The sequence below is a fragment of the Janibacter indicus genome, assembly GCF_900176385.1.
In the GTDB taxonomy this organism is placed as follows: Bacteria; Actinomycetota; Actinomycetes; order Actinomycetales; family Dermatophilaceae; genus Janibacter; species Janibacter indicus.
Genome location: NZ_FWXN01000009.1, coordinates 122,125 through 149,102, shown reverse-complemented (window position 1 = coordinate 149,102; position 26,978 = coordinate 122,125). Strand labels below are relative to the sequence as shown.

General features: G+C 73.0%; 28 protein-coding genes. 26 read left to right on the top strand and 2 right to left on the bottom strand.

Annotated features, from left to right (window positions below; all coding sequences use genetic code 11):
- Positions 1–185: 185 nt before the first annotated feature.
- From pyrR to B9B60_RS12110, 22 genes are all read left to right on the top strand, one after another.
- Entirely contained in the window at positions 186–767 is a 582-nt protein-coding gene (pyrR, locus tag B9B60_RS12215; RefSeq protein WP_084451773.1) for a bifunctional pyr operon transcriptional regulator/uracil phosphoribosyltransferase PyrR, read from the top strand.
- On the top strand, positions 764–1,750 hold the full coding sequence (locus B9B60_RS12210) for an aspartate carbamoyltransferase catalytic subunit (RefSeq protein ID WP_084451771.1): 987 nt from the start codon (positions 764–766) through the stop codon (positions 1,748–1,750). The genes pyrR and B9B60_RS12210 overlap by 4 nt, the downstream gene beginning before the upstream one ends.
- On the top strand, positions 1,747–3,069 hold the full coding sequence (locus B9B60_RS12205; protein ID WP_084451768.1) for a dihydroorotase: 1,323 nt from the start codon (positions 1,747–1,749) through the stop codon (positions 3,067–3,069). The genes B9B60_RS12210 and B9B60_RS12205 overlap by 4 nt, the downstream gene beginning before the upstream one ends.
- Positions 3,066–4,235 (top strand): glutamine-hydrolyzing carbamoyl-phosphate synthase small subunit, encoded by a 1,170-nt coding sequence (gene carA, locus B9B60_RS12200; RefSeq protein ID WP_084451766.1) that lies wholly within the window; start codon positions 3,066–3,068, stop codon positions 4,233–4,235. The genes B9B60_RS12205 and carA overlap by 4 nt, the downstream gene beginning before the upstream one ends.
- Positions 4,235–7,537, top strand: a complete 3,303-nt coding sequence (gene carB, locus B9B60_RS12195) for a carbamoyl-phosphate synthase large subunit (RefSeq protein WP_084451764.1) — start codon at positions 4,235–4,237, stop codon at positions 7,535–7,537. Before carA ends, carB begins: the two co-directional genes overlap by 1 nt.
- On the top strand, positions 7,534–8,433 hold the full coding sequence (locus B9B60_RS12190) for a dihydroorotate dehydrogenase electron transfer subunit (RefSeq protein WP_200811219.1): 900 nt from the start codon (positions 7,534–7,536) through the stop codon (positions 8,431–8,433). Before carB ends, B9B60_RS12190 begins: the two co-directional genes overlap by 4 nt.
- A complete protein-coding gene (locus B9B60_RS12185) occupies positions 8,430–9,413 on the top strand; it encodes a dihydroorotate dehydrogenase (RefSeq protein ID WP_084451762.1) in 984 nt (327 codons plus the stop codon). Before B9B60_RS12190 ends, B9B60_RS12185 begins: the two co-directional genes overlap by 4 nt.
- Entirely contained in the window at positions 9,410–10,300 is an 891-nt protein-coding gene (gene pyrF, locus B9B60_RS12180; protein ID WP_185220295.1) for an orotidine-5'-phosphate decarboxylase, read from the top strand. The genes B9B60_RS12185 and pyrF overlap by 4 nt, the downstream gene beginning before the upstream one ends.
- Before the next feature lie 40 nt (positions 10,301–10,340).
- Positions 10,341–10,652, top strand: a complete 312-nt coding sequence (gene mihF, locus B9B60_RS12175; RefSeq protein WP_084451758.1) for an integration host factor, actinobacterial type — start codon at positions 10,341–10,343, stop codon at positions 10,650–10,652.
- Entirely contained in the window at positions 10,649–11,206 is a 558-nt protein-coding gene (gene gmk, locus B9B60_RS12170) for a guanylate kinase (protein WP_084451756.1), read from the top strand. Before mihF ends, gmk begins: the two co-directional genes overlap by 4 nt.
- A gap of 25 nt (positions 11,207–11,231) precedes the next feature.
- Positions 11,232–11,546 carry a DNA-directed RNA polymerase subunit omega gene (gene rpoZ / locus B9B60_RS12165; RefSeq protein ID WP_084451754.1) on the top strand — a complete coding sequence of 105 codons (315 nt, stop codon included), beginning with the start codon at positions 11,232–11,234 and terminating at the stop codon, positions 11,544–11,546.
- Between the two features lie 13 nt (positions 11,547–11,559).
- The gene (gene coaBC, locus B9B60_RS12160; RefSeq protein WP_084451752.1) at positions 11,560–12,816 is read left to right on the top strand and encodes a bifunctional phosphopantothenoylcysteine decarboxylase/phosphopantothenate--cysteine ligase CoaBC; all 1,257 of its coding nucleotides are present in this window, start codon (positions 11,560–11,562) and stop codon (positions 12,814–12,816) included.
- A gap of 76 nt (positions 12,817–12,892) precedes the next feature.
- A complete protein-coding gene (gene metK / locus B9B60_RS12155; protein ID WP_084451750.1) occupies positions 12,893–14,113 on the top strand; it encodes a methionine adenosyltransferase in 1,221 nt (406 codons plus the stop codon).
- Positions 14,114–14,172: 59 nt separating this feature from the next.
- Positions 14,173–16,185 (top strand): primosomal protein N' family DNA-binding protein, encoded by a 2,013-nt coding sequence (locus B9B60_RS12150; protein ID WP_084451748.1) that lies wholly within the window; start codon positions 14,173–14,175, stop codon positions 16,183–16,185.
- A gap of 45 nt (positions 16,186–16,230) precedes the next feature.
- A complete protein-coding gene (gene fmt, locus B9B60_RS12145; protein ID WP_084451746.1) occupies positions 16,231–17,163 on the top strand; it encodes a methionyl-tRNA formyltransferase in 933 nt (310 codons plus the stop codon).
- A complete protein-coding gene (locus B9B60_RS12140) occupies positions 17,160–18,680 on the top strand; it encodes an RsmB/NOP family class I SAM-dependent RNA methyltransferase (protein WP_084451744.1) in 1,521 nt (506 codons plus the stop codon). The genes fmt and B9B60_RS12140 overlap by 4 nt, the downstream gene beginning before the upstream one ends.
- Before the next feature lie 4 nt (positions 18,681–18,684).
- Positions 18,685–19,068, top strand: a complete 384-nt coding sequence (locus tag B9B60_RS12135; RefSeq protein WP_072624746.1) for a VOC family protein — start codon at positions 18,685–18,687, stop codon at positions 19,066–19,068.
- Positions 19,069–19,109: 41 nt separating this feature from the next.
- On the top strand, positions 19,110–19,766 hold the full coding sequence (gene rpe, locus B9B60_RS12130; RefSeq protein ID WP_084451743.1) for a ribulose-phosphate 3-epimerase: 657 nt from the start codon (positions 19,110–19,112) through the stop codon (positions 19,764–19,766).
- Between the two features lie 217 nt (positions 19,767–19,983).
- Positions 19,984–20,697, top strand: a complete 714-nt coding sequence (locus B9B60_RS12125; RefSeq protein ID WP_084451741.1) for a nicotinamide mononucleotide transporter family protein — start codon at positions 19,984–19,986, stop codon at positions 20,695–20,697.
- 11 nt (positions 20,698–20,708) lie between these two features.
- Positions 20,709–20,972, top strand: coding sequence for a phosphoribosyl-ATP diphosphatase (locus B9B60_RS12120; RefSeq protein WP_072624743.1), 264 nt, complete (start codon positions 20,709–20,711; stop codon positions 20,970–20,972).
- Between the two features lie 10 nt (positions 20,973–20,982).
- Positions 20,983–21,822 carry an ATP phosphoribosyltransferase gene (hisG, locus tag B9B60_RS12115; RefSeq protein ID WP_072624742.1) on the top strand — a complete coding sequence of 280 codons (840 nt, stop codon included), beginning with the start codon at positions 20,983–20,985 and terminating at the stop codon, positions 21,820–21,822.
- Positions 21,810–22,244 (top strand): PH domain-containing protein, encoded by a 435-nt coding sequence (locus B9B60_RS12110; protein WP_143445561.1) that lies wholly within the window; start codon positions 21,810–21,812, stop codon positions 22,242–22,244. The genes hisG and B9B60_RS12110 overlap by 13 nt, the downstream gene beginning before the upstream one ends.
- 23 nt (positions 22,245–22,267) lie before the next feature.
- Here B9B60_RS12110 and B9B60_RS12105 read toward each other — a convergent pair whose 3' ends face one another.
- Positions 22,268–22,816: a nucleoside/nucleotide kinase family protein gene (locus tag B9B60_RS12105; RefSeq protein ID WP_084451737.1), complete on the bottom strand. Its 549-nt coding sequence runs from the start codon at positions 22,814–22,816 to the stop codon at positions 22,268–22,270.
- Positions 22,817–22,897: 81 nt separating this feature from the next.
- Here B9B60_RS12105 and hisF point away from each other — a divergent pair, with 81 nt between their 5' ends.
- Positions 22,898–23,686 (top strand): imidazole glycerol phosphate synthase subunit HisF, encoded by a 789-nt coding sequence (gene hisF / locus B9B60_RS12100; protein ID WP_084451736.1) that lies wholly within the window; start codon positions 22,898–22,900, stop codon positions 23,684–23,686.
- A gap of 19 nt (positions 23,687–23,705) precedes the next feature.
- Here the strand turns inward: hisF and B9B60_RS12095 are convergent, their stop codons facing one another.
- Positions 23,706–24,344 (bottom strand): TIGR03085 family metal-binding protein, encoded by a 639-nt coding sequence (locus B9B60_RS12095; protein WP_072624738.1) that lies wholly within the window; start codon positions 24,342–24,344, stop codon positions 23,706–23,708.
- Between the two features lie 96 nt (positions 24,345–24,440).
- On the opposite strand from B9B60_RS12095, the gene hisI reads away from it, so the two are divergent.
- From hisI to B9B60_RS12080, 3 genes are read left to right on the top strand one after another with little or no spacing between them, the layout of a single operon-like run.
- Positions 24,441–24,815: a phosphoribosyl-AMP cyclohydrolase gene (gene hisI, locus B9B60_RS12090; RefSeq protein WP_072624737.1), complete on the top strand. Its 375-nt coding sequence runs from the start codon at positions 24,441–24,443 to the stop codon at positions 24,813–24,815.
- A complete protein-coding gene (locus B9B60_RS12085; RefSeq protein ID WP_084451735.1) occupies positions 24,812–26,383 on the top strand; it encodes an anthranilate synthase component I in 1,572 nt (523 codons plus the stop codon). The genes hisI and B9B60_RS12085 overlap by 4 nt, the downstream gene beginning before the upstream one ends.
- The gene (locus B9B60_RS12080) at positions 26,380–26,970 is read left to right on the top strand and encodes a Trp biosynthesis-associated membrane protein (RefSeq protein WP_084451734.1); all 591 of its coding nucleotides are present in this window, start codon (positions 26,380–26,382) and stop codon (positions 26,968–26,970) included. Before B9B60_RS12085 ends, B9B60_RS12080 begins: the two co-directional genes overlap by 4 nt.
- The last annotated feature ends 8 nt before the right edge of the window (positions 26,971–26,978 follow it).

Sequence of the window (26,978 nt, the reverse complement as noted above, 5' to 3'; positions counted from 1 at the left end):
CCTGCGTCACCCTGCAGTGCCCTCCGGCAATGCAGGTTGGGGTCACTCGACTCTGCATTGCCGTAGGGCACTGCAGAGTTGGTGAGACGGGTTCGGTCGCGGGGGCGGACGCGGGTAGAGTCGACGCCGATCGACATCCTTTAACCACTGTCCCGTGAGGCAGAGAAGGAGGTCTTGAGACACCCATGTGTCCGGAGACGCCCCCCGAGGTCACCCCTCAGCCACCCGCCCGTGAGGTCATGAGCACCTCCGACGTCGCGCGCGGCCTGCGCCGCATCGCGCACGAGATCGTCGAGCGCAACAAGGGGGCCCAGGACGTCGTCCTGCTCGGCATCCCCAGTCGCGGCGTCGAGCTCGCCCAGCGCCTCGGCGCGCTGATCACCGAGATCGAGGGCGCCACCGTGCCCGTCGGCTCCCTCGACGTGACGATGTACCGCGACGACCTGCGCGGTCGACCGACGCGCTCGCCGCAGCAGACCCAGTTCCCCGCGTCAGGGGTCGACGACCGCGTCGTCGTCCTCGTCGACGACGTGCTCTACTCCGGCCGGACCGTGCGCGCCGCCCTCGACGCCCTGGCCGACTACGGCCGGCCCCGCGCGGTGCGTCTGGCGGTGCTCGTCGACCGGGGTCACCGCGAGCTGCCGATCCGCGCCGACCACGTCGGCAAGAACCTCCCGACCTCGCAGGCCGAGCGGGTCACCGTGCGCCTCACCGGCCACGACGGCGTCGACGACGCCGTGTCGATCTCCGGGGGCGAGGCCCGATGACGCGCCACCTCCTCTCCGTCGCCGACCTCGACGACGCGGCCCTGCGGGCGGTCCTGGACACCGCGGCCGAGATGCACGAGGTCCAGCACCGCCAGGTCAAGAAGCTGCCCACCCTGCGTGGCCGCACCGTCATCAACCTCTTCTTCGAGGACTCCACCCGCACCCGCTCCTCCTTCGAGATCGCGGGCAAGTGGATGAGCGCCGACACGATCAACATCACCGGCAAGGGGTCGAGCACGTCGAAGGGGGAGTCCCTGCGCGACACGGTGCGCACCATCGCGGCCATGGGGGTCGACGCCATCGTCATGCGCCACCAGGCCTCCGGGGCAGCGCACCAGGTCGCCCGCTGGTTCGACGAGACGGGCACGCCGACGAGCGTGGTCAACGCCGGTGACGGCACCCACGAGCACCCGACGCAGGCGCTGCTCGACGCCTACACCATCGAGCGCCGGCTCGGCTCCCTCGAGAGCAAGCGGGTCGCGATCGTCGGAGACGTCACCCACAGCCGGGTCTTCCGCTCCAACGTCCTGGCGCTGCCGCGCCTGGGCGCCGAGGTGACCGTCGTGGCCCCGCCGACCCTCATGCCGAGCGGGGCCGCCGCGTGGGCACGGGCCGAGGGCTTCGCCCTGGCCGACGACCTCGACGAGGTCATCGCGTCCGGCGTCGACGCCCTGATGATGCTGCGGGTCCAGCGCGAGCGGATGTCGGGTGGGTTCTTCCCCACGGCCCGCGAGTACACGGTCGGCTACGGCCTGACCCGCGACCGGCTCGCCGCACTGACCGCAGCCCATCCCGAGGCGGTCATCTGCCACCCCGGCCCGATGAACCGCGGCCTCGAGATCGCTGCCGACGCGGCCGACGCCGCGAGCAGCCTGGTCCTCGACCAGGTGAGCGCCGGTGTCGCCGTGCGGATGAGCGTCCTCTACCACCTGCTGGCGTCGGGGCCCACCGACGCCCCGACCACGACGGGAGACGCGGCATGAGTCGCCCCGCCACCGAGCCGAGCGATCTGCTGATCACCGGCGCCTCGCTGCTCGGCCGCACGAGCGCCGACGTCCTCGTCCGCGAGGGCGTCATCGCGGCCGTCGGCCCGGACGCCGCCACCGATGCGGCCGCCGGGACCCCGCGCGTCGACGGCGACGGCCTCGTGCTGCTGCCCGGGTTCGTCGACCTGCACACCCACCTGCGCGAGCCGGGGCGCGAGGACGCCGAGACCGTGCGCACCGGGTCCGCGGCCGCCGCCGCGGGCGGCTTCACCGCCGTGCTCGCCATGGCCAACACCAGCCCCGTGACCGACACCGCGGAGGCCGCCGAGCGGGTGCTCGACCTCGGCGTCGCGGCCGGCCACTGCGACGTGCAGCCGATCGGCGCGGTGACCAAGGGGCTCGAGGGTGCCGAGCTCGCCGAGCTCGGGCTGATGCACCGCTCGCGCGCCCGGGTGCGTGTCTTCTCCGACGACGGTCGGTGCGTGCACGACGCACGCGTCATGCGTCGGGCGCTGGAGTACGTGCGCGCCTTCGACGGGGTGATCTCGCAGCACAGCCAGGACCCCACCCTCGCCGGGCCCTCGGCCTGCTGCCACGAGGGCGAGCTGAGCGGCCGACTGGGCCTCACCGGCTGGCCCGCGGTCGCCGAGTCGAGCATCATCGCCCGCGACGCCGAGCTCGCGCTGCACACCGGGTCGCGCGTGCACGTCGCGCACGTCTCGACCGCCGAGGGCGTCGAGGCGGTGCGCTGGGCCAAGCGCCGGGGGGCCCGGATCACCGCCGAGGTCACGCCCCACCACCTCGTCCTGACGACCGACCTGCTCACCGGTTACGACCCGGTCTACAAGGTCAACCCGCCGCTGCGCCCGGCCGAGGACGTCGAGGCCCTGCGCGAGGCGCTGGCCGACGGCACCATCGACGCCGTCGCGACCGACCACGCCCCGCACGCCCGCCACGACAAGGAGCACGCCTTCCCCGACGCGGCCTTCGGCATGCTCGGGCTGGAGACCGCCTTCGCCGTCGTCCACGACGTCATGGTGGACTCGGGGCGGATCGACCTGGCGACGCTCGCCGAGCGCATGTCGCACGCCCCGGCACGCATCGCCGGCCTCACCGACCACGGCCGCGCGATCGAGGCGGGCGCCCCCGCCCACCTCGTCCTCGTCGACCCGACCGACCGGATCACCGTCGACCCGGCCACGTCGCACTCCCTGTCCCGCAACACCCCCTTCGCCGGGCACACCCTCACCGGGCGTGTCCGCACGACGATCCTGCGCGGCCGCGTCACGGCCGCCGACGGAGAGGTCCGCAATTGAGCACGCACAGCAGCACCGGCGCCCCCGCACCGGCCGTCCTCGTCCTCGAGGACGGACGCACCTTCGCCGGCACCGCCTACGGTGCCGTCGGTGAGACGGTCGGCGAGGCCGTCTTCAACACCGGCATGACCGGCTACCAGGAGACCCTCACCGACCCGAGCTACCGCGGTCAGGTCGTCGTCATGACCGCGCCGCACGTCGGCAACACCGGCTGGAACGACGAGGACGACGAGTCCTCGCGGATCCACGTCGCCGGCTACGTCGTGCGCGACCCCGCGCTGCGGCCGAGCAACTGGCGCTCGCAGCGCACCCTCGAGGACGAGCTGCGCGCCCAGGGCGTCGTCGGCATCGCCGGTGTCGACACCCGGGCCCTCACCCGGCACCTGCGTGAGCGGGGCGCCATGCGCGTGGGCATCTTCTCCGGCGACGCCGTCACCGACGAGACCGCGATGCTCCAGCGGGTGCAGGCCGCCCCCGAGATGGCCGGCTCCGCGCTGGCCGCCCAGGTGAGCACGAGCGAGCCCTACGTCGTCGCGGCGAAGGGGGACAAGCGCTTCACCGTCGCGGCCCTCGACCTGGGCATCAAGACGATGACCCCGACCCGCCTCGCCGAGCGCGGGATCGAGGTTCACGTCCTGCCGGCGACCGCGACGATCGACGACGTGCGCGCCGTCTCGCCCGATGGTCTCTTCTTCAGCAACGGCCCGGGCGACCCGGCCACAGCGGGCGACCAGGTCGCGCTGCTCCAGGAGGCGCTGCGCGACGGGCTGCCCTACTTCGGCATCTGCTTCGGCAACCAGCTCTTCGGCCGGGCGCTGGGCTTCGGCACCTACAAGCTCAAGTACGGCCACCGCGGCATCAACCAGCCGGTCTTCGACCACACGACCGACAAGGTCGAGGTGACCGCGCACAACCACGGCTTCGCCGTCGACGCGCCGCTCGACAGGGCGACGCAGACCCCCTTCGGCACGGCCACCGTGAGCCACGTGTGCCTCAACGACGACGTCGTCGAGGGCCTGGAGCTGCACGCCGACGACGGCCGGCTGCTCGGCTTCTCCGTCCAGTACCACCCCGAGGCCGCGGCCGGCCCGCACGACGCCGCCTACCTCTTCGACCGATTCACCGACCTGCTGGCGAGCGCCGGCACCAAGGAGGCGCAGGCCTGATGCCCAAGCGCGACGACATCTCCAGCGTCCTCGTCATCGGCTCCGGGCCGATCGTCATCGGGCAGGCCTGCGAGTTCGACTACTCCGGCACCCAGGCGTGCCGCGTCCTGCGCGAGGAGGGCATCCGGGTCATCCTCGTCAACTCCAACCCGGCGACGATCATGACCGACCCGGAGTTCGCCGACGCGACCTACATCGAGCCGATCACCCCCGAGGTCGTCGAGAAGATCATCGAGCGCGAGCGCCCCGACGCCGTGCTCGCGACCCTGGGTGGTCAGACCGCCCTCAACACCGCGATCTCGCTCCACGAGGCCGGGGTGCTCGAGCGCTACGGCTGCCCGCTCATCGGTGCGAGCGTCGAGGCGATCGAGCTCGGCGAGGACCGCGAGCGCTTCAAGGGCGTCGTCGAGCGCTGCGGCGCCGAGTCGGCCCGGTCGGTCATCTGCCACACGATGGACGAGTGCCTCGCGGCCGCCGACGAGCTGAGCTACCCGGTCGTCGTGCGGCCCTCCTTCACCATGGGCGGCCTGGGCTCCGGCTTCGCCTACGACGAGGCCGACCTGCGCCGCATCGCCGGCGCCGGCCTGCAGTACAGCCCGACGACCGAGGTGCTCCTCGAGGAGTCGATCCTCGGTTGGAAGGAGTACGAGCTCGAGGTCATGCGCGACACGGCGGACAACGTCGTGGTCGTCTGCTCGATCGAGAACTTCGACCCGGTCGGCGTGCACACCGGTGACTCGATCACCGTCGCGCCCGCGCTGACGCTCACCGACCGCGAGTACCAGCGCATGCGCGACGTCGGCATCGCGGTCATCCGCGAGGTCGGGGTCGAGACCGGTGGCTGCAACATCCAGTTCGCGATCAACCCCGACGACGGCCGGATGATCGTCATCGAGATGAACCCCCGCGTCTCGCGCTCGTCCGCGCTGGCGTCCAAGGCCACCGGCTTCCCGATCGCCAAGATCGCCGCCAAGATGGCCATCGGCTACACCCTCGACGAGGTCCCCAACGACATCACCGAGGAGACCCCGGCGGCCTTCGAGCCGACCCTCGACTACGTCGTCGTCAAGGTGCCGCGCTTCGCCTTCGAGAAGTTCCCCGCCGCCGACCCGACCCTCACGACGACGATGAAGTCCGTCGGCGAGGCGATGGCCATCGGCCGCAACTTCACCGAGGCGCTGCAGAAGGCCCTGCGCTCTGCCGAGCGCAGTGGCGCGGCCTTCCACTGGGACGGCGACCAGCCGACCCTGGAGCAGGGACGCGAGCTCCTCGAGGCGGCGAAGACCCCGACCGACGGGCGGATCGTCCAGGTCCAGCAGGCGATGCGCGCCGGGCTGTCGGTCGAGGAGGTCTTCGAGGCCACGAAGATCGACCCCTGGTACCTCGACCAGATGGAGCTGATCAACGACGTGGCCCAGCAGGTCCACGACGCCGACGAGCTCAACCCGCAGGTGCTGCGCCTGGCCAAGCGGCACGGCTTCTCCGACGCACAGATCGCCCGGCTGCGCCGGATGGACGAGGCCGTCGTGCGCGGCGTGCGGCACGCCCTCGGGGTGCGCCCGGTCTTCAAGACCGTCGACACCTGCGCCGCGGAGTTCGCTGCCCGCACGCCCTACCACTACAGCTCCTACGACGAGGAGACCGAGGTCGAGCCGCGCGAGCGCCCGGCCGTCATCATCCTCGGCTCCGGTCCCAACCGGATCGGTCAGGGCGTCGAGTTCGACTACTCCTGCGTCCACGCGAGCTTCGCCCTGCGCGACGCCGGCTACGACACGGTCATGGTCAACTGCAACCCCGAGACGGTCTCGACCGACTATGACACGAGCAGCCGCCTGTACTTCGAGCCGCTGACCCTCGAGGACGCGCTCGAGGTCATCCACGCCGAGACCCAGGCCGGTCCGGTCGCGGGTGTCATCGTCCAGCTCGGTGGTCAGACGCCGCTCGGTCTGGCCGACCGGCTCAAGGCCGAGGGTGTGCCGATCGTCGGCACCTCGCCCGAGGCGATCGACCTTGCCGAGGACCGCGGCCACTTCGGGCGGGTGCTCCACGAGGCCGGTCTCAACGCGCCCAAGCACGGCACCGCCTTCAGCGCCGAGGAGGCCGTCGAGATCGCCCGCGAGATCGGCTACCCGGTCCTCGTGCGTCCCTCCTACGTCCTCGGTGGGCGCGGCATGGAGATCGTCTACGACGACCAGACCCTCTCCGAGTACGTCACCCGGGCGGCCATCGCCAGCCCCGAGCACCCGATCCTCGTCGACCGCTTCCTCGACGACGCGATCGAGATCGACGTCGACGCGCTCTACGACGGCACCGAGATGTACCTCGGCGGGATCATGGAGCACATCGAGGAGGCCGGCATCCACTCCGGTGACTCCAGCTGCACCCTCCCGCCGGCGACGCTCGGCACCTCCGAGCTGCAGCGGGTGCGCGAGGCCACGCTCGCCCTCGCCGAGGGCATCGGGGTGCGCGGCCTGATGAACGTCCAGTTCGCCCTGGCGCAGGACGTGCTCTACGTCCTCGAGGCCAACCCGCGGGCCTCGCGGACCGTCCCCTTCGTCGCCAAGGCCACCGGTGTCCCGCTGGCCAAGGCCGCGGCCCGCGTCATGCTCGGCGCCACCATCGCCGAGCTCAAGGACGAGGGCATGCTGCCGCGCGACGCGGACGGCGGCTCGATGCCGGCGCACGCGCCGATGTCGGTCAAGGAGGCCGTCCTGCCCTTCAAGCGCTTCCGCACCAAGGAGGGCGACGTCGTCGACTCCCTCCTCGGTCCCGAGATGCGCTCCACCGGTGAGGTCATGGGCATCGACGCCGACTTCGGCGCCGCCTTCGCCAAGAGCCAGCTCGGGTCGCTCGCCTCGGGTCTGCCGACGAGCGGCAATGTCTTCGTGTCCGTCGCCAACCGGGACAAGCGCGCGATGATCTTCCCGATCAAGCGCCTGGCCGACCTCGGCTTCACGATCCTCGCGACCGAGGGCACCGCCGACGTGCTGCGTCGCAATGCGGTCGAGTGCGAGGTCGTCGTCAAGCACTCCGAGCGCGGCGAAGGGGAGGCCAGCGTCGTCGACCGGATCCTCGCCGGCGAGGTCGACATCGTCTTCAACACCCCGTCGGGGCAGCACGCCCGGGCCGACGGCTATGCGATCCGCGCGGCGACGACGGCGATGGACAAGCCGATCGTCACGACGGTCCAGCAGCTCAATGCCGCGGTCCAGGCCATCGAGGCCCGCATGCACGGCGAGCTGCGGGTCAAGCCGCTGCAGGAGCACGCCCGCGACCTCGACCTCTACGGGGTCGGGCGGTGACCGCCCGCACCGTCGCGGCCCGCGAGGGTGCGGGCGTCGTCCAGGTCGACGCCGAGGTCCTGGGCAATGTCGCCGTCGGGGCCTACCGGCACCTGACGCTCGTCACGCCCGGCCTCGCCGAGTTGGCGCGACCGGGTCAGTTCGTCGCCCTGGCCGTCGGTGACGGCACGAGCTCGATGCTGCTGCGGCGCTCCTTCTCGATCCACCGGGTGAGCCCGGCCGGCACCTACGGGGGCACCACCGAGATCGTCGTCGCCGCCCACGGGCCGGGCACGCAGGTGCTCACCGCCCTCGAGCCGGGGGAGAGCGTGAGCGTCGTCGGCCCGCTGGGCCGGGGCTTCCCGCTGCCCTCCCAGCCGGTGCCGTGCATCCTCGTCGGCGGTGGCTACGGGTCGGCGCCGCTCTTCTGGCTCGCCGAGCAGCTGCGCGAGCGTGGCTGCCCGGTCGAGATCGTCCTCGGCGCCGCGTCCGCCGACCGGCTCTTCGGGGTCGTGGAGGCCCGGCGGGTCGCCGACGGCGTCACCGTGACGACCGACGACGGGTCGGCCGGCACCCAGGGCTGGGTCTCCGACGTGCTGCCCGACCTCATCGCGCGCACCGGCGCCGGGGTGCTCTACGGCTGCGGCCCCATGGGCATGCTCCGCTCGATGAGCGGGATCGCCGCCGAGCACGGCATCGTCGCCCAGGTGGCGGTCGAGGAGGCCATGGCCTGCGGTGTCGGCATCTGCATGACCTGCGTCATGCCGGTGAGCGATGCCCAGGGCACGACCAAGATGGTCCGCAGCTGCCTCGAGGGCCCGGTCTTCCGCGGTGACCGCGTGCGCTGGGATGCCTTCGAGGACGGCCTGTGCCGTGTCCCCGCCGACGCCGTCGGCGCCCCCAAGGAGGTCCGATGACCACCGGAGCGACACCCCCTTCGACCGTGGACATGTCCGTCGACCTCGCCGGGGTCCGCCTGCCCAACCCGATGATGACGGCCAGCGGGTGCGCGGCCAACGGCCGGGAGATGCACCGCTTCATCGACGTCGCCCAGCTGGGTGCCTTCGTCACCAAGTCGGTCAAGGCCCAGCCGGTCTCCGGGCGCGGCACGCCCCGCATGGCCGAGACGCCCTCCGGGATGCTCAACTCGATCGGTCTGCAGGGTCCGGGGGTGCAGGCCTTCGTCGACGAGGACCTCGCCTGGCTGCACTCGATCGGTGCCCGCGTCGTCGTCTCGATCGCCGGCAACACCGCCTCGGAGTTCGCGGGCCTCGCCCGCGCCGTCGTGCGCAGCCGCTACGCGAGCGCGGTGGCCGCCATCGAGGTCAACATCTCGTGCCCCAACGTCGCCAACCGCGGCCTCGTCTTCGCCTGCGACCCGGCGAGCTCCCACAAGGTCATGACCCTCGTGCGCGAGGAGGTCCCGCGTGGCCTGCCGATGCTCGCGAAGCTCAGCCCCGACGTCACCGACATCGTCGAGATCGCCGACACGGTCCTCAAGGCCGGCGCCCACGGCCTGACGATGATCAACACCACCCTCGGGGTGGCCATCGACGTCGACCGGTTGCGGCCGCACCTCATCGCCGCGACCGGAGGGCTCTCCGGCCCGGCGATCCGCCCGATGGCCGTGCGCGCGGTGTGGCAGGTCGCCGGTGCGATGCGCGCCGGGCGGATCAAGACCGCGCCCATCGTCGGCGTCGGGGGAGTGCGCAGCGGGCGCGACGCCCTCGAGCTCGTCGCCGCCGGCGCGAGCGCGATCCAGGTGGGCACCGCCGCCTTCAACGACCCCACGGCACCCGAGCGGGTCGGCCGTGAGCTCGAGCAGCTCGTCGCCGAGCGGGGATTCGACCGACTGGCCGATGTCGTCGGCATCGCCCACGAGAGGTTCATGCCGTGAGCAGCACCCGTCGAGGCTCCTCCGTCGCACCCCAGGGAACATTTGGGGAGCGCCTGCAGGCCGCGATGACCGAGCACGGGCCGCTCTGCGCCGGGATCGACCCGCACCGCGGGCTCGTCGAGTCGTGGGGCCTGACCTACGACCTCGCCGGGGTGGAGCGCTTCACGATGACCTGCGTCGAGGCCTTCGGCGGGTCGGTGGCCGCGGTCAAGCCGCAGTCGGCCTTCTTCGAGGTCTTCGGGGCGAAGGGGGTGGCGCTCCTCGAGCGGGCCCTGACCGAGCTGCGTGCCGCCGGCACCCTCACCGTCCTCGACGTCAAGCGCGGCGACATCGGCACGACCGTCGACGCCTACGGCGAGGCCTTCCTCGGCAAGGACGCGCCGGCGGCCGCCGACGCGATCACCCTGAGCCCCTATCTCGGCTACGGGTCGCTGCGCCCGGCCATCGACCTGGCACACGCGACCGGCCGCGGCGTCTTCGTCCTCGCGCTGACCTCCAACCCCGAGGGCGCGAGCGTCCAGCACGCCCGACTCGCCGACGGGCGCTCCGTCGCCGGTGCGGTCGCCGACGACGCAGCCGCGGACAACGCCGAGGCCCGCCGGCGCGGAGAGCTCGGCAGCGTCGGACTCGTGGTCGGCGCGACCGTCGGCTCGGCGGTGCGCGACCTCGGTGTCGACCTGCCGGGCATGGCCGGACCGATCCTCGCCCCGGGACTGGGCGCCCAGGGCGCGACCGCCGCCGACGTGCGCTCGGTCTTCTCCGGGGCACTGCCGCAGGTGCTCGCCAGCAGCAGCCGCGACGTGCTCCGTGCCGGGCCGGACGTGACCTCCCTTCGTGCTCGTGCCCGGGAGGTCGCGACCGAGGTGGCCGCCATCACCGCCTCGTGAGAAGGTGACCGGACCCGTCCCCGGTCGACCTGGAGGAGCCGTGCCCGTCCCGACCCTCAGCGCGCAGCAGCGCGCCCGGGCGCTGGAGCAGGCCGCGCAGGCCCGCCGGGAGCGTTCGCTCCTGCGGGACCGGCTCAAGCACGGCCGCACGACTCTTGCCGAGACGCTCCGCACCGCCGACACCGACCAGGTGATCGCCCGGATGCGGGTGGTCACCGTGCTCGAGTCCCTGCCCGGCATCGGGCCCGCCCGGGCCCGCCGGGTCATGGCCGAGCTCGACATCGCCGACTCCCGACGGCTGCGCGGGCTGGGCCCGCACCAGCGTGCCGCACTCATCGAGAGGTTCACATGAGCAGCCCCCGCCTGACCGTCCTCGCCGGACCGACAGCCGTCGGCAAGGGGACGGTGGCCGCCTGGGTCCGCGAGCACCACCCCGAGGTGTGGCTCTCGGTGTCGGCGACGACCCGTCCGCCGCGACCGGGGGAGGTCGACGGCGTCCACTACTGCTTCATGTCCGGCGACGAGTTCGCCGAGATGGTCACCCGCGGCGAGATGCTCGAGTGGGCCGTCGTGCACGGGCGCGCCTCCTACGGCACCCCGCGCGGGCCCGTCGACGACGCGCTCGCGGCCGGGAGGCTGCCGCTGCTCGAGATCGACCTGCAGGGCGCTCGCCAGGTCCGGGCCTCCATGCCGGACGCCCGCTTCGTCTTCCTCGCGCCCCCGTCGTGGGAGGAGCTCGTCGGCCGGCTCGAGGGCCGCGGCACCGAGACGGCGGACGAGCGTGCCGTCCGACTGGAGACCGCCAAGGTCGAGCTGGCCGCCCAGGGCGAGTTCGATCACGTGATCGTCAACGACGACATTCGTCGTGCGGCCGAGGAACTCGTATCATTGATGGGATCCCACTGACCCCGACGACAAGGACCACCTCGACGTGTCCGGCACCCAGGCCAACCCCATCGGCATCACCAACCCGCCGATCGACGACCTCCTGACCAAGGCTGACTCCAAGTACGCCCTCGTCATCTACGGCGCCAAGCGCGCCCGTCAGATCAACGCCTACTACTCCCAGCTCCAGGAGGGGCTGCTCGAGTACATCGGCCCCCTCGTCGACGCACAGGTCCACGACAAGCCCCTGTCGATCGCCCTGCGCGAGATCAACGAGGGCCTGCTCACCAAGGAGGCCACCCCCGAGGAGGGCACCGCGCCCGCCGCACCGGTCGCCGAGGCGCCGGTCGACGAGGCCTGAGCGGACCCCCTTCGTGCGTATCGTCCTCGGTGTCGGTGGCGGCATCGCCGCCTACAAGGCAGCCCTGCTGCTGCGCCTGTTCACCGAGGGCGGTCACGAGGTGACGGTCGTGCCGACCGACGCGGCGCTGCGCTTCGTCGGGGCACCGACCTGGGAGGCCCTGTCGGGTCGACCCGTCCAGACCGACGTCTGGAGCAACATCACCGACGTCCCGCACGTGCGCATCGGCCAGGAGGCCGACCTCGTCGTCGTCGCCCCGACGACGGCCGACCTCCTCGCCAAGGCGGCGCACGGGCTCGCCGGTGACCTGCTGACCAATGTGCTGCTCACCGCCCGCTGCCCCGTGGTGCTCGCCCCGGCCATGCACACCGAGATGTGGGAGCACGCCGCGACCCGCGCCAACGTCGCGACCCTGCGCGAGCGCGGGGTCACCGTCGTCGAGCCAGACTCCGGCCGGCTGACCGGAGCCGACACCGGCCCGGGCCGCCTGCCCGAGCCCGAGGCGATCCACGCGGCCGCGATGGCCGCGGTCGCCGGCGACGCCGAGGGAGCAGCCGGCACGCAGTCCGGCCACGTGCGTGACCTCGAGAGGCGTCGGGTGCTCATCAGCACCGGTGGCACCCGAGAGCCGCTCGACCCGGTGCGCTACCTGGGCAACCGGTCCTCCGGCAAGCAGGGTCTGGCCCTGGCCGAGGCCGCGGCCGCCCGAGGGGCGCAGGTGACGCTCGTCGCGGCCAACCTCGCCCTGCCGGTGCCCGAGGGCATCACCGTCGTGCCGGTCCAGACGGCCCTGGAGCTGCAGGCCGAGATCTCCGGCCGGGCGGGCGAGCACGACGTCGTCGTCATGGTGGCGGCGGTGGCCGACTTCCGGCCGGCGGAGTACACCGAGAGCAAGATCAAGAAGACGCACGACCCGGCCGACCCCGACGCGGCCCCGACGATCCGGCTCGTGCGCAACCCCGACATCCTCGCCGGGCTCGTCGCCGACCGCGGTGCGGCGAGCGCCCCGGTCATCGTCGGCTTCGCCGCCGAGACCGGCGACGCGACCGGCTCCGTGCTCGACCTCGGGCGGGCCAAGCTCGCGCGCAAGGGCTGCGACCTGCTCGTCGTCAACGAGGTCGGCACCGACAAGACCTTCGGCGCCGACGAGACGAGCGTGCACGTGCTGACCCGGGGCAGCGACGACGTCGTCGACATCGGACCGGCGAGCAAGTCGGTCGTCTCGCACGGCATCTGGGACGTCGTCGTGGGATCGGCGCTCGTCCGCTGACCCCGGGTGCTTAGACTGGCCCGGCCCGTACCGGGCGGTCACGACGACCGTCCACCCACGACCTTGGGAGTCTTGCGTGTCCGGACGTCTCTTCACCTCGGAGTCGGTGACCGAGGGTCACCCCGACAAGATCTGCGACCAGATCTCCGACTCGATCCTCGACGCGATGCTCGAGCAGGACCCCCGCAGTCGGGTGGCCGTCGAGACGATGGTCACGACCGGGCTGGTGCACATCGCCGGTGAGGTCTCGACCGAGTCCTACGTCGAGATCCCGCAGCTGGTGCGCAGGGTCATCGCCGAGGGCGTCGGCTACGACTCGTCGGACAAGGGCTTCGACGGCCGCTCGTGCGGCGTCTCGGTGTCGATCGGCGCGCAGAGCCCCGACATCGCGCAGGGGGTCGACACCGCCTACGAAAACCGGACCGGGGGCATCGACCCCAAGGACAAGCAGGGTGCCGGCGACCAGGGTCTGATGTTCGGCTACGCCTGCGAGGACACGCCCGAGCTCATGCCGCTGCCGATCTTCCTGGCGCACCGGCTCTCCCAGCGCCTCACCGAGGTGCGCAAGTCGGGCGAGCTGGAGTACCTGCGCCCGGACGGCAAGACCCAGGTGACCATCGACTACGACGGTGACCGGGCCGTGCGCCTCGACACCGTCGTGCTGTCGACGCAGCACTCCGCCGAGATCGACCACGAGCGCCAGCTCCCGGCCGACATCAGGGCGCACGTCTTCGAGCCGGTCATGGCGGCACTCAAGGACTCCGGTGTCGAGCTCGACACCTCCGACTACCGCACGCTGATCAACCCCACCGGCAAGTTCGTCATCGGCGGGCCCATGGGCGACGCCGGCCTGACCGGCCGCAAGATCATCGTCGACACCTACGGCGGCATGGCCCGTCACGGTGGCGGTGCCTTCTCCGGCAAGGACCCGTCGAAGGTCGACCGCTCGGCCGCCTACGCCATGCGCTGGGTCGCCAAGAACGTCGTCGCGGCCGGGCTCGCCGGTCGCTGCGAGGTCCAGGTCGCGTACGCGATCGGCGCGGCGCAGCCGGTCGGCCTCTACATCGAGACCTTCGGGACCGAGCAGGTCCCGGTCGACAAGATCCAGGCCGCGGTCAGCTCCGTCTTCGACCTGCGCCCGCTGGCGATCGTCGAGGAGCTCGACCTGCTCCGCCCGATCTACGCCCCGACGGCGGCCTACGGCCACTTCGGCCGCACCGAGGCCGCCGGCTACGACAACCCCTTCCCGTGGGAGCAGACGACCAAGGTCGAGGCCCTGCAGGCCGCGGTCCGCTGACCCACGCTCGCTGACCGGGTGGGGCGTCGCTGACACCCCACCCGGTTACGTTTGTCCCCGTGCGCGTCGCCCAGGTCCTCGTCGACTCGGGGCTGGTCCATCTCGACCGGCCCTTCGAGTACCTCGTGCCCGAGGAGCTCGACGAGGCCGCCCAGCCGGGCGTGCGGGTCAAGGCCCGCTTCGCGGGGCGTGACCTCGCCGGATACGTCGTCGAGCGCAGCGACGTCGCCGAGCACACCGGGCGACTGGCGCCGATCCGCACCGTCGTCTCGTCGGAGCAGGTGCTCACGCCGCAGGTCCTCGAGCTGGCGCGCCGGGTCTCCCGGCACCAGGCCGGCACCGTGATGGACGTGCTGCGGCTGGCGATCCCGCCGCGGCACGCCCGGGCGGAGAAGGCACTGCCCGTCGAGCCGCCGGCGCTGGCCGACGACGAGTCCGCGACCGACGGGCCGGCCGCGGACCAGCAGGTCGAAGGGGAGGACCCCCCTTCGCCTGTACCAGCGCCCGAGGTGTGGGCCGGCTACCGAGCCGGTGCCGCGTGGTGGTCCCGGGTCGCGGCAGGGGAGTCGCCCCGCGCAGCCTGGCTGGCCGGGCCCTCGCGCCCGGCCGCGAGCGACTGGCCGCGCGCCCTCGCCGAGGCGGCGCGGGCCGCGTTGCTCTCGGGCCGGGGCAGCGTCGTCGTCGTGCCCGACCAGCGCGACGTGGCGCGTGTCGACGCCGCCCTGACCGAGGTGCTCGGTCGGGACCAGCACGTGCGGCTGACGGCCGACCAGGGGCCGCAGGCCCGCTACACCGCGTGGCTCAAGGTGCTGCGCGGCCACGTCCGGGTCGTCGTCGGCACGCGCGCCGCGGCCTACGCGCCCGTGCGCGATCTCGGGCTCGTCGCCTGGTGGGACGACGGCGACGACCTCCACGAGGAGCCCCGCGCGCCCTACGCCCACGTGCGGGAGGTCCTGACGACGCGGGCCGACGTCGAGGACTGCGCCCTGCTCGTCGGCGGCCTGGCCATGTCGACAGACGTGGCCGCGCTCGTCGACGCCGGTCGGGTCCATCTCGTCGGCGGCTCGACCTCCCGACGCGAGGCGCCACGCGTCCTCGTGGCGGGTGAGGGGGTCGACGAGGAGCGCGACGGTCCCGGCGCCCGTGCCCACATCCCCTCCTCTGCCCACCGGGCCGCGTCGGCGGCGCTGCAGCAGGGGCCGGTCCTGCTGCAGGTGCCGCGGCGGGGCTACCTGCCCGCGATGTCCTGCGCCACCTGTCGGGCGCCGGCCCGGTGCCCCGAGTGCCGGGGGCCGCTCGCCCTGCCGGCGCCCGACCAGGCGCCCCGCTGCGGCTGGTGCGGCACGAGCCCGCGCGGCTTCGAGTGCCCGCACTGCGACGGCACCCGGCTGCGCGCCGGGATCATCGGTGCGCGGCGCACGGCCGAGGAGATCGGGCGCTCCTTCCCGGGCACGCGCGTCATCACCTCCGGGGCAGGCGAGGTCCACGAGGAGGTCGGGAGCGAGCCGGCCATCGTCGTCTCGACCCCGGGGGCCGAGCCGGTCGCCGCGGGAGGCTACGCCGCCGTGCTGCTGCTCGACGCGTGGGCGAGCCTGGACCGGCCGGACCTGCGGGCGGCCGAGGAGGCCGTGCGGCGCTGGGTCCTGGCGGCGGGACTGGCCAGGCCGTGGAGCAACGGGGGAGTGGTCGTCCTCTGCGGAGCGCCCTCGCACGTGACGATCCCCGCGGTCGAGGCGCTCGTGCGCTGGGACCCCCAGTGGTTTGCGGCGCGCGAGCTCGCCGAGCGGGCCGAGCTGTCGCTGCCGCCCACGACGTGGACCGCCGAGGTCGTCGCCGACCGCAGGCGCGTCGAGCCGATCGAGCACGCGGTGCGGGCAGCCGCGCCCGACGCCCAGCTGCTCGGACCGCTGCCCGTCACGGGCTCGCAGGACAAGCGCCGACTCGTCGTCACCGCCCCCTTCGCCGACGGGCCGCTCGTGGCCGCCGCGCTCAAGGACGTGCGGGCAGGGGAGAGCGCCCGCAAGGCCGCGGACCTCACCTCGGTCAAGGTCGGGCACCTCACCGTCGGGTGACCTGGGGGCACCGGCGGTGCCCGCGAGGCATCTAGACTGCGCCGGGTGCGACTGATCTTTGCCGGGACCCCCGAGGTCGCCGTCCCCTCCCTTCGTGCCCTGCTCGACTCCGACCACGAGGTCGTCGCCGTGGTCACCCGACCCGATGCCCGCGTCGGGCGCGGCCGTCGGCTCGAGCCCTCACCGGTCAAGGTCGCCGCGTTGGAAGCCGGCCTCGAGGTGCTCACGCCGACCCGGCCGACGGACGAGGACTTCGTCGCCCGGCTCACCGAGCTCGCGCCCGACTGCTGTCCGGTCGTCGCCTACGGCGCCCTGCTGCCCGCCGGGGTCCTCGACATCCCGACGCACGGCTGGGTCAACCTGCACTTCTCGCTGCTGCCCGCCTGGCGTGGCGCCGCTCCCGCCCAGCGGGCGCTCATCGCCGGCGACGAGATCACGGGCGCGAGCACCTTCCTCATCGAGACCGGGCTCGACACCGGGCCCGTCTTCGGGACGATGACCGAGCGGATTCGACCCGACGACACCTCCGGGACGCTGCTCGACCGGCTCGCCGAGGCCGGCGCACCGCTGCTCGTCGCGACGATGGACGGCATCGCCTCCGGCGACCTCGAGCCGCAGGCGCAGCCGGGCGAGGGCGTCAGCCACGCCGCGAAGCTCACGGTCGACGACGCCCGGATCGACTTCACCCACCCGGCCCTGGCCGTCGACCGGCTCGTGCGCGGGTGCACCCCGGCACCGGGTGCCTGGACGACCTTCCGCGGCGAGCGGCTCAAGATCGGGCCCGTGGCGATCACCGACGAGCAGCTGCCCGCCGGCGTCGTCGACGCCCGCAAGCGGGAGGTGCTCGTCGGCACGGCGGACCACGCCGTGCGCCTGGGCGAGGTCACCCCCCTCGGCAAGAAGCCCATGCCGGCCGCCGACTGGGCCCGGGGCGTGCGCATCGACGCCGACGAGCGGCTCGGGGAGGAGACGGCATGAGCGACCAGCGACGTCAGGGCGGCGGCGGTGCGGGCGGGTCCCGGGGCGGTCACCGTGGTCCACGCCAGAAGTCACGCACGGCACCCTCGGCCCGCTCCCGTCAGGGCGACCTGCCGCGCAGCACCGCGCTGCGGGTGCTGCGGGCGGTCTCGCACGAGGGCGCCTACGCCAACCTCGAGCTGCCCAAGGCGCTGCGCCGGGCGCGGCTCAGCGGCCGGGACGCCGGCTTCGCCACCGAGCTGACCTACGGGACCCTGCGGATGCAGGGCCTCTACGACGCGATCATCGCCGAGGCCGCCCAGCGCCCGGTCTCGAAGCTCGACGGGGGAGTCCTCGACGTGCTGCGCATGGGCGCCCACCAGGTGCTCGGCATGAGAGTGCCCGAGCACGCCGCCGCCGACCAGTCCGTCGCGCTCGCCCGCTCCGTCGCGGGTCAGGGCGCTGCCGGTCTCGTCAACGCCGTGATGCGCCGCATCGGAGAGCGCTCGCGCGAGGAGTGGGTCGAGGCCGTCGTGCCCACCGAGCCCGTCGTCGAGCGCCTCTCCGTCGCGCAGTCCCACCCCGTGTGGGTCGTCAAGGCGCTGCGGCAGGCCCTCATCGGTCACGGGGTGGCGACCCCGGAGACCGCGGACACCGTGCTCGAGGACCTGCTGGCCGCCCACAACGTGCCCGCCGACGTCACCCTCGTCGCCCGCCCCGGTCTGGCCACGGTCGACGAGCTGTTCGCCGCTGGTGCGCAGCCGGGGCGGTGGTCCCCCTTCGCCGCGGAGCTCGAGTCCGGTGCCCCTGGAGACCTCGAGGCCGTCCGCGACAGCCGCGCCGCCGTCCAGGACGAAGGGAGCCAGCTGCTTGCCCTCGCACTCGCCGCCGCGCCGGTCACCCCGCGCAGCGACGGTGCGCCCGAGCGGTGGCTCGACCTGTGCGCCGGCCCCGGGGGCAAGGCGGGCCTCCTCGCCGCCCTCGCGCTGCAGCAGGACGCCGACCTCGTGGCCAACGAGGTGAGCGAGCACCGCACCGATCTCGTCCGGCAGAGCCTGCGCCCCGCACTCACCGCGGCCGGTGAGGCCGGCCGCGAGATCGTCGTGCGCACCGGCGACGGTCGCGAGACGGGGCAGGAGGAGCCCGAGGCCTACGACCGGGTCCTCGTCGACGCACCGTGCACCGGGCTGGGGGCGCTGCGGCGCCGGCCCGAGGCCCGCTGGCGCCGTCAGCCGGGCGACCTCGTCGGCCTCGGTCCGCTGCAGCGCGAGCTGCTCGCCTCGGCCATCGACGCGACCCGCCCCGGTGGGGTCATCGCCTACGCCACGTGCAGCCCGCACCTGTCGGAGACGACCTTCGTCGTGCGCGACGTGCTCAAGAAGCGCGACGACGTCGAGGCGATCGACGCCCGGGAGCTGCTCGCGGGCGCTGCCGTCGCCGAGCTCACCGGGCTCGGTGAGGGGCCGCACGCCCAGCTGTGGCCGCACCTGCACGGCACCGACGGCATGTTCCTCGCACTCCTGCGCAAGAAGGGATGACCAGATGCGCGTCATCGTCACCGGGCTGCACGTCACGGACACCCACCGCGCCTACGACTTCTACACCGAGGTGCTCGGCTTCCGCGACGTGCTCGTCGTGCCGGACAAGGAGCTCTACATCCTCGGGCCGAGCACCGGCTGGGAGCAGGGCTGCCAGATCAACCTCGAGCCGATCCCCGACGAGCTCACCCGGCGCTACTGCGAGCACCAGCTGCGCGAGGGGCTGACCGCGCTCATGCTCGGGGTGCCCGATGCCGAGACGGAGTACCGCCGGCTCAAGGAGCTCGGCGGCCTCGTCTTCCGCGAGGAGCTGACCAAGGACGCCATCGGTCTGCACTTCCAGATCGAGGACACCGTCGGCAACATCCTGTCGATCCACACCGCCTGATCTCCCGTCGACCCGAACCCGCCTCTCCCGCAAGGACTCCCGTGCAGATCTCCCCGAGCATCCTCTCCGCCGACTTCGCCAACCTCGAGTCCGAGCTCGGCGCGATCGCCAACGCCGACTGGGCGCACGTCGACGTCATGGACGCGCACTTCGTGCCCAACCTCACGCTCGGCCTCCCGATCGTCGAGTCCCTGCTCAAGGTCAGCCCGATCCCGATCGACTGCCACCTGATGATCGAGGACCCCGACCGCTGGGCACCGCCTTACGCCGAGGCGGGCGCCCAGAGCGTCACCTTCCACATCGAGGCCGCCTCCGACCCGGTGACCCTCGCGCGCGACATCCGGGCCCAGGGAGCCCGGGCGTCGATGGGGATCAAGCCGGGGACCCCCTTCGGGCCCTACGAGGACCTGCTGCCCGAGCTCGACATGGTGCTCGTCATGACGGTCGAGCCCGGCTTCGGCGGACAGTCCTTCATGGCCGACCAGATGCCCAAGGTCCAGCAGGTGCGCGAGGCCGTGAAGAGGCACGGCGGCGACATCTGGGTCCAGGTCGACGGCGGCGTCTCGGCCAGGACCATCGAGCAGTGCGCCGAGGCGGGCGCCGACGTCTTCGTCGCCGGGTCGGCCGTATACGGGGCCGAGTCGGCCGCGGCGGCCGTGGACGAGCTGCGCGAGCTGGCCCGGGGTCACCGGCACTGAGTCGGGCTCGTGGCCCGGATCACGGGGCCACCGAATTGCCGAGCAGGACCTCCCTTCGGACAATGGGTGGGCACGTGCCACGTGACGCGGTGAAACTCCGCACCGGCGGTGAGAGCCCGCGACCCGACTGCGGCGGCAGGCGGTGAACTCCGGTCAAGAACCCCGGGGCCGACGGTGACAGTCCGGACGAGAGCGGCGCGCGCGGATCGGATCACGCATGTCCATCATCGAATGGATCTACTCGGCCGGGGTCGACATCGCCGACTACCGGCTCTCCCTGATGGAGGTCATCGGGATCGGCTTCGGGCTGGCCTCGGCGGTCGGTGGGATGCTCCGCAAGGTCTGGGCCTGGCCGATCGGCATCGTCGGCAACGTCATCCTCTTCTTCGTCTACATCGGCATCACGCTGGGCGTCGACGACAAGGCGCCGCTCTTCGGCCAGTCGGCCCGTCAGATCTTCTTCATCATCACCTCGCTCTACGGCTGGTGGCGCTGGCGCCAGGTCAAGCTCGCCGACCACAGCGGGGACGCCCACGCGATCACCCCGCGGTGGGCCACGTGGGGGGAGCGGGCCGGGCTGGCCCTCACCATGGTGCTCGGCATCGCCGTCGCCCAGCAGGTCTTCACGATGCTCGGCGCCGGCTGGCCCGCCCCGCGCTGGTACCACGTCGCGGACGCCTGGATCTTCATGGGCTCGCTCCTCGCGACCTATGCGATGGCGCGCGGGTGGAACGAGTTCTGGCTCATCTGGATCGGGGTCGACCTCGTCGGCGTGCCGCTGCTGTGGACGAGCGGTTACATCCCCACGGCCGTCCTCTACGCCTTCTACGCCGCGTTCGTCCTCTACGGCTTCGTCGTGTGGCTGCGCGCCTCGCGCGCCGAGCGCCCGGACGGTGAGCCCGTGGACGGGCGCGCACCGGTCGCCAACTAGTCTGGGGCCCCGTGAAGACCTTCGAGACCCTCTTCGACGAACTCTCCCGCAAGGCCGCCGAGCGGCCCGAGGGCTCGGGCACCGTGGCCCAGCTCGACGCGGGGACCCATGCCATCGGCAAGAAGGTCGTCGAGGAGGCCGCCGAGGTGTGGATGGCCGCCGAGTACCAGAGCAAGGAGGAGCTGGCCGAGGAGATCAGCCAGCTGCTCTACCACCTGCAGGTCCTCATGATCGACGGTGGGCTCACCGTCGAGGACGTCTACACCCACCTCTGAGAGGACTCCTGTGCGCATCGCCGTACCCAACAAGGGCTCGCTGTCCGAGCCGACCGTCGAGATGCTCCGCGAGGCGGGCTACCGGGTCCGCCGCGACAGCAAGGAGCTGATCGTCGCGGACCAGGACAACGACGTCGAGTTCTTCTACCTGCGTCCCCGTGACGTCGCCCTCTACGTCGGCAAGGGTCAGGTCGACGCCGGCATCACCGGCCGTGACCTGCTCCTGGACTCCGGCTCCACCGCGACCGAGGTCATGGGCCTGGGCTTCGGCGGCTCGACCTTCCGCTTCGCCGGCCGGCCCGGCGAGGCGAGCAGCGCGGCCGACCTCGACGGTCGTCGCGTGGCCACCTCCTACGCCGGCCTCGTGCGCTCCCACCTCGAGGCGAAGGGGGTGACCGCCGACGTCGTGCGTCTCGACGGCGCCGTCGAGACGGCCATCACCCTCGGCGTCGCCGACGCGATCGCCGACGTCGTCGAGACCGGCACGACCCTGCGCCAGCAGGGACTGGAGGTCTTCGGCGAGCCGATCCTGCGCAGCGAGGCCGTGCTCATCCGCCGGGCCGACGCGAGCGAAGGGGGCATCGACGTCCTCCACCGTCGTCTCACCGGCGTCGTCACCGCCCGCGAGTACGTCCTGCTCGACTACGACTGCCCGGCGGCCATCGTCGAGCAGGCGGTGCAGCTGACGCCGGGCCTGGAGTCGCCCACGGTGAGCACGCTGCACGACGAGACCTGGTGCGCGGTGCGCTCGATGGTGCCGCGCGGTCGGACCAACCGGATCATGGACGAGCTCTACGACCTCGGCGCCCGGGCCATCCTCGTCACCGAGATCACGGCGTGCCGACTGTGACCGCCCCGGACCGTGCCACCGCAGCCGTCTTCCGCCCGACGCGGGGACGCTGGGTCTCCACGGTCCTCGGCGTGGCGACGCTTGTCGGCTCGGTGCTGCTCGCCCTGGGCCTGCCCGAGCGCTTCGGGGTCATGGACCAGCTGACCTGCATCGGCATCGGGGCCGGCGTCGCCGTCCTCATGTCGCGCTACGCGACGATCCACGCCCGGCCCACGTCCGAGGGGCTCTACGTCCGCAACCTCGGGCCGGGGGAGCTCGTGCCGTGGGAGCAGATCACCGCGGTGCGCTTCTCCCAGGGGATGCCCTGGCCGCGGATCGACCTCGCCGACGGGCTCGACATGGCCGTCATGGCGATCCAGCGCTCCGACGGCCCGGTCTCGGTCGACGAGGCCCAGCGCCTGGCGGACCTCGTCGGTCGCTGACCCGCGGTCACCTCGGCCGGCGGTCAGGTCGGCCCGACCGACTCCAGGACCACGTGGGCCCGCGAACGGGTGCCGTCGGCCCCGAAGACCCTCTCCTCCTGCGCGGCCCACATCTCCCAGTGGGCCTCGAAGATCGCGCCGTCCCGGGCGATGGCGCGGGCCCGACGCAGGTCGGCCGGGCCGTCGAGCCACACGCGCGTGCCGGCGAAGTCCGCCGCCTCGCCGACCGTGCTGCCGCAGCCCTCGACGACGAGACGGTCGGTCACGGCGAGCGGGATGCGAGGACCGGGGCGGTCGGCGAGCCAGTCCCAGGTGGGCACGATCGGCTGCTCGCCCCGGGAGAGGGGCCGCAGGACGTGCTCGACGAGCAGGTCGGTGGCGGCGGCCAGGCCGGACCACCCGGGGTAGATCGAGTCCATCGACACGAGCGGCGCGCCCCAGGCGCTCGTCACCTCACGGGCGAGCGAGGTCTTGCCCGAGCCGCTGCGCCCGTCGATCGCGACGACGTGGACCCGGCCGCACGAGGGCGGTGCCGTGGCGGCGTGGTCGAGGACCTGGCGAAGGGCGGACACCGCACGGAGCGTAGCCGCCCACCGGGCCCACCACGTGACCGGCGGCGGTGCCCCCTTCGCGCTGCTGGGTAGGCTGCCCGCGTGTCCCTCGCCGTACGTGTCATCCCCTGTCTCGACGTCGACGCCGGCCGCGTCGTCAAGGGCGTCAACTTCGAGAACCTGCGCGATGCGGGTGACCCCGTCGAGCTGGCTCGGCGCTACGGCCGGGAGGGTGCCGACGAGCTGACCTTCCTCGACGTCACCGCGAGCAGCTCCGACCGGGCGACGACCTACGACGTCGTCACCCGCACGGCCGAGGAGGTCTTCATCCCGCTGACCGTCGGTGGTGGCGTCCGCACGGTCGACGACGTCGACCGGCTGCTGCGGTGCGGGGCCGACAAGGTGGGCGTCAACACCGCCGCGATCAACCGACCCGAGCTGATCAGCGAGGTCGCCGAGCGCTTCGGAGCCCAGGTGCTCGTGCTGTCGGCCGACGTACGCCGCCGCACGCGTGAGGACGGCTGCGCCGCAGGCGGGTTCGAGGTGACGACCCACGGTGGTCGCACCCGTACGGGTATCGACGCGATCGAGTGGTGCGCCCGGGCCGCGGAGCTCGGGGCGGGGGAGATCCTGCTCAACTCGATGGACGCCGACGGGACCAAGGTGGGCTTCGACCTCGAGCTGATCCGGGCCGTGCGTGCGGAGGTGGGCATCCCCGTCATCGCCAGTGGGGGAGCGGGGGCCGCCGAGCACATGCCGCCGGCCGTCGACGCCGGTGCCGACGCGGTGCTGGCGGCGAGCATCTTCCACTTCGGCGAGGTGAGCATCGGGCAGGCCAAGGACGCGCTGGCGGCAGCCGGTCACCCGGTGCGGCGCGGTCGCGCCGACTGAGCTGCGCCGACCGACCTGCTCAGACCTCGTAGCTCCCGGTGCGGACCGTCTCGACCGCGTCGGGCGGGCCGATGAGCTCGACCTCGGCGACCGCCTGCCGCCCGAAGCCGAAGAGCAGGATCTCGCCGGGTCGGCCGTGGATCTCGACGACCGGGCCGTTGCCCGAGCCGACCTTGGTACGCCGCTTGGCGGTGACCAGGGCGAGGTCGACCCCCTTCGCGCTGCGGAAGAGCATCCGGGCCATGATGTTGAGGCGGTCACCGAGGGCCGAGGTCATCTCGCTGCTGATCGTGCGTCGCGGCGCACCCAGCTGGGCCCGCAGGACGTCCTCGTGGTGGATGAACATCTCGACGAGGTTCATCTGCTCGTCGACGAGGGGCACGCGAGCCGGGTGCAGCTTCGGTGGCCCCTGCCGCAGCCGCTCCACCAGGTCGACGAAGTCGTGCTCCGCGAGGAGGCGCGTCATGGCGCTCTCGGTCCGGCCGGCCAAGGGCGCGGCGAAGATGCCCGCCGCCAGGTCGGGCCGGCCCTCACGGACGATGAGGTGGGCGAGCAGCTCGGCGCTGGTCCAGCTGCCGCACAGCGTGGGCACGTCGGGGCCGACCTCGAGGAGGGTGTCGCACAGGGCGCCGCGCTCGGCGTGGGCGTAGCGGGTCATGTGGGCCTCCTCGGCGGGCGGGTTCGTGCTGCTGACGTGGCAGGGTAACCCCGGGCAGACGCACGGCGCGATGCGAGCGGGTGCCAGAATACGGGGGTGCCCACCCCGACGACCTCACCCCTGCCCGCCGACCTCGCCGCACGCCTTCGCCGGGACCCGGCCGGTCTCGTCGCGGCCATCGTCCAGCAGCACGACACCCGCGAGGTGCTCATGCTCGGCTGGATGGACGACGAGGCGCTTCACCGCACCCTGACGAGCGGGCGGGTGACCTTCTGGTCGCGCAGCCGTGAGGAGTACTGGCGCAAGGGCGACACCTCGGGCCACGTCCAGCACGTGCGCTCGGTGGCCCTCGACTGCGACGGTGACGCCCTGCTCGTGCAGGTCGACCAGGTGGGTGCGGCGTGCCACACGGGCGAGCGCACCTGCTTCGACGCCGGTGACCTCGGCGCGACGGTGGGGGAGGTCGCGTGAGCGCACCCCGCACCCACGTGCCCGACCTCACGCCGGGCCGCACCTGGCCCGAGCTCGACACCTTCACCGTCCTGGCCCGTGACCGGCGGATCGTGCCGGTCGTGCGTCGGCTTGTCGCCGACGGCGAGACCCCGGTCGGCGTCTACCGCAAGCTGGCGGGGGACGCGCCCGGCACCTTCCTGCTCGAGTCGGCGGAGCACGGCGGGGTGTGGTCGCGCTGGTCGATCATCGGCGCCCAGAGCCGCGCGACCCTCACCGAGCGTGACGGGCAGGCCCACTGGATCGGCGAGCCGCCGGTCGGCGTCCCGACCGACGGGGACCCGACCGCCGCCCTGCGGGCGACCCTCGAGGCGCTGGCGACCGACCCGGTCGAGGGCCTGCCGCCCCTCACCGGCGGCATGGTCGGGGCGATCACCTACGACGCGGTGCGGCGGTGGGAGCGGGTGCCGAGCGAGCTGCCCGACGTCCTCGGCGTCCCCGAGCTCGGCATGGTCCTGGCCACCGACGTGGCGGTGCTCGACCACAGCGACGGATCGCTCCTCCTGGTGGCCAATGCCATCAACTACGACGACACCGACGAGCGGGTCGAGGAGGCGTGGCAGGACGCCGTCGACCGTCTCGACGCGATGACCGAGCGTCTCGCGGCCCCGGCACCCAGCACGGTCGCCACCGTCGACCCCGACGTGGCGGCGCAGGCGCGCACCGAGGTCGAGAGCGACGTCACCGTCGAGCGCTTCGAGGAGATCGTCGAGGAGGCCAAGGAGGACATCCGCGCCGGCGAGGTCTTCCAGGTCGTGCTCTCGCAGCGCTTCTCCACGCCCTGCCCGGTCGACGCGCTCGAGGTCTACCGCGCCCTGCGCCGGTCCAACCCCAGCCCCTACATGTACTTCGTGCGGCTGCCGCACCCCGACGGATCCGTCTACGAGGTCGTCGGCTCCTCGCCCGAGGCCCTCGTCAAGGTCTCGGGTCGGCGGGCCATCACCCACCCGATCGCCGGCACCCGCCCCCGTGGCAAGAACCCCGAGCACGACCTGCAGCTCGAGGAGGACCTCGTCGGCGACCCCAAGGAGCGGGCCGAGCACCTCATGCTCGTCGACCTCGGCCGCAACGACCTGCAGCGGGTGTGCGATGCGGGCACCGTCGACTGCGTCGAGTTCATGACGCTGCGGCGCTACAGCCACGTCATCCACCTCGAGTCGACCGTCGTCGGCGACATGGCGAAGGGGGTCAACGCCTTCGACGTGCTCGTCGCCACCTTCCCCGCCGGCACCCTCTCGGGCGCCCCCAAGCCGCGTGCCCTCCAGCTCATCGAGCACTACGAGCGCAGCCGTCGCGGGGTCTACGGCGGGGTGGTCGGCTACCTCGACTTCCACGGCGACATGGACATGGCGATCGCGATCCGCACGGCCCTGGTCAAGGACGGCACGGCGCACGTGCAGGCTGGTGCCGGCATCGTGGCCGACTCGGTGGCGCGCCTCGAGCAGGAGGAGACGGTCCACAAGGCGGGCGCCGCGCTCGCGGCGGTGGCCGCCGCCCGGGCCGGGCGACCCGTGGGAGGCGCCTCGTGAGCCTCCTCACGCGCAAGCCGGTCGTCGTCCTGCTGGCGGTCGCCGCGGGCATCGTCCTGCTCGCCGCCGGCCGGGCCGACTGGATCACCGGCACGGTCGACGGCGTCGCCGGTCCGGTCCGCAGCAGCGCGGTGGGCACCGAGGCCGCCCCCGGGCTCGCGGGGCTGGCCCTCGTCGCGATGGCAGCGTCGATCGCTGCGACGACCTCGGGACGCATCGCCCGCTGGATCTGCCTCGCCGTGCTGGGCCTGGTCTCCGCCGGCGTCATCGCCCTGTCGCTGCGGGCGGTGCTCGACGCACCCGCCGTGCTCGGCTCGGTGGCCGCCACGCACTCGGGCGGGACCGGGGCGCTCGAGGCCGAGGGGTCGGCCACGGCCTGGCCGTGGGTCGCGGTCGTGGCCGCGGTGCTCCTCGCCGTCTCGTGCGTCGGGGGCATCGTCGGCGGGCGGCGGTGGGGCGGTCTCGGGCGCAAGTACGAGCGGCCCGGCACCGATCCCGACAGCGGTCAGGTGAGCGGCGCCCGTGGTGAGCGGGTCGGGTCCGACTGGGACCGGGTCACCCTCGGGGACGACCCGAGCGTCGACTAGCCTGTCGG

Coding starts and splice junctions, on each gene's coding strand:
- gmk (WP_084451756.1), top strand. CDS start 10,649: ATGAGCAGCCCCCGCCTGACCGTCCTCGCCGGACCGACAGCCGTCGGC.
- pyrR (WP_084451773.1), top strand. CDS start 186: ATGTGTCCGGAGACGCCCCCCGAGGTCACCCCTCAGCCACCCGCCCGT.
- B9B60_RS12095 (WP_072624738.1), bottom strand. CDS start 24,344: ATGACCCGCTACGCCCACGCCGAGCGCGGCGCCCTGTGCGACACCCTC.
- B9B60_RS12185 (WP_084451762.1), top strand. CDS start 8,430: ATGACCACCGGAGCGACACCCCCTTCGACCGTGGACATGTCCGTCGAC.
- B9B60_RS12210 (WP_084451771.1), top strand. CDS start 764: ATGACGCGCCACCTCCTCTCCGTCGCCGACCTCGACGACGCGGCCCTG.
- carB (WP_084451764.1), top strand. CDS start 4,235: ATGCCCAAGCGCGACGACATCTCCAGCGTCCTCGTCATCGGCTCCGGG.
- B9B60_RS12135 (WP_072624746.1), top strand. CDS start 18,685: ATGCGCGTCATCGTCACCGGGCTGCACGTCACGGACACCCACCGCGCC.
- B9B60_RS12125 (WP_084451741.1), top strand. CDS start 19,984: ATGTCCATCATCGAATGGATCTACTCGGCCGGGGTCGACATCGCCGAC.
- B9B60_RS12205 (WP_084451768.1), top strand. CDS start 1,747: ATGAGTCGCCCCGCCACCGAGCCGAGCGATCTGCTGATCACCGGCGCC.
- B9B60_RS12140 (WP_084451744.1), top strand. CDS start 17,160: ATGAGCGACCAGCGACGTCAGGGCGGCGGCGGTGCGGGCGGGTCCCGG.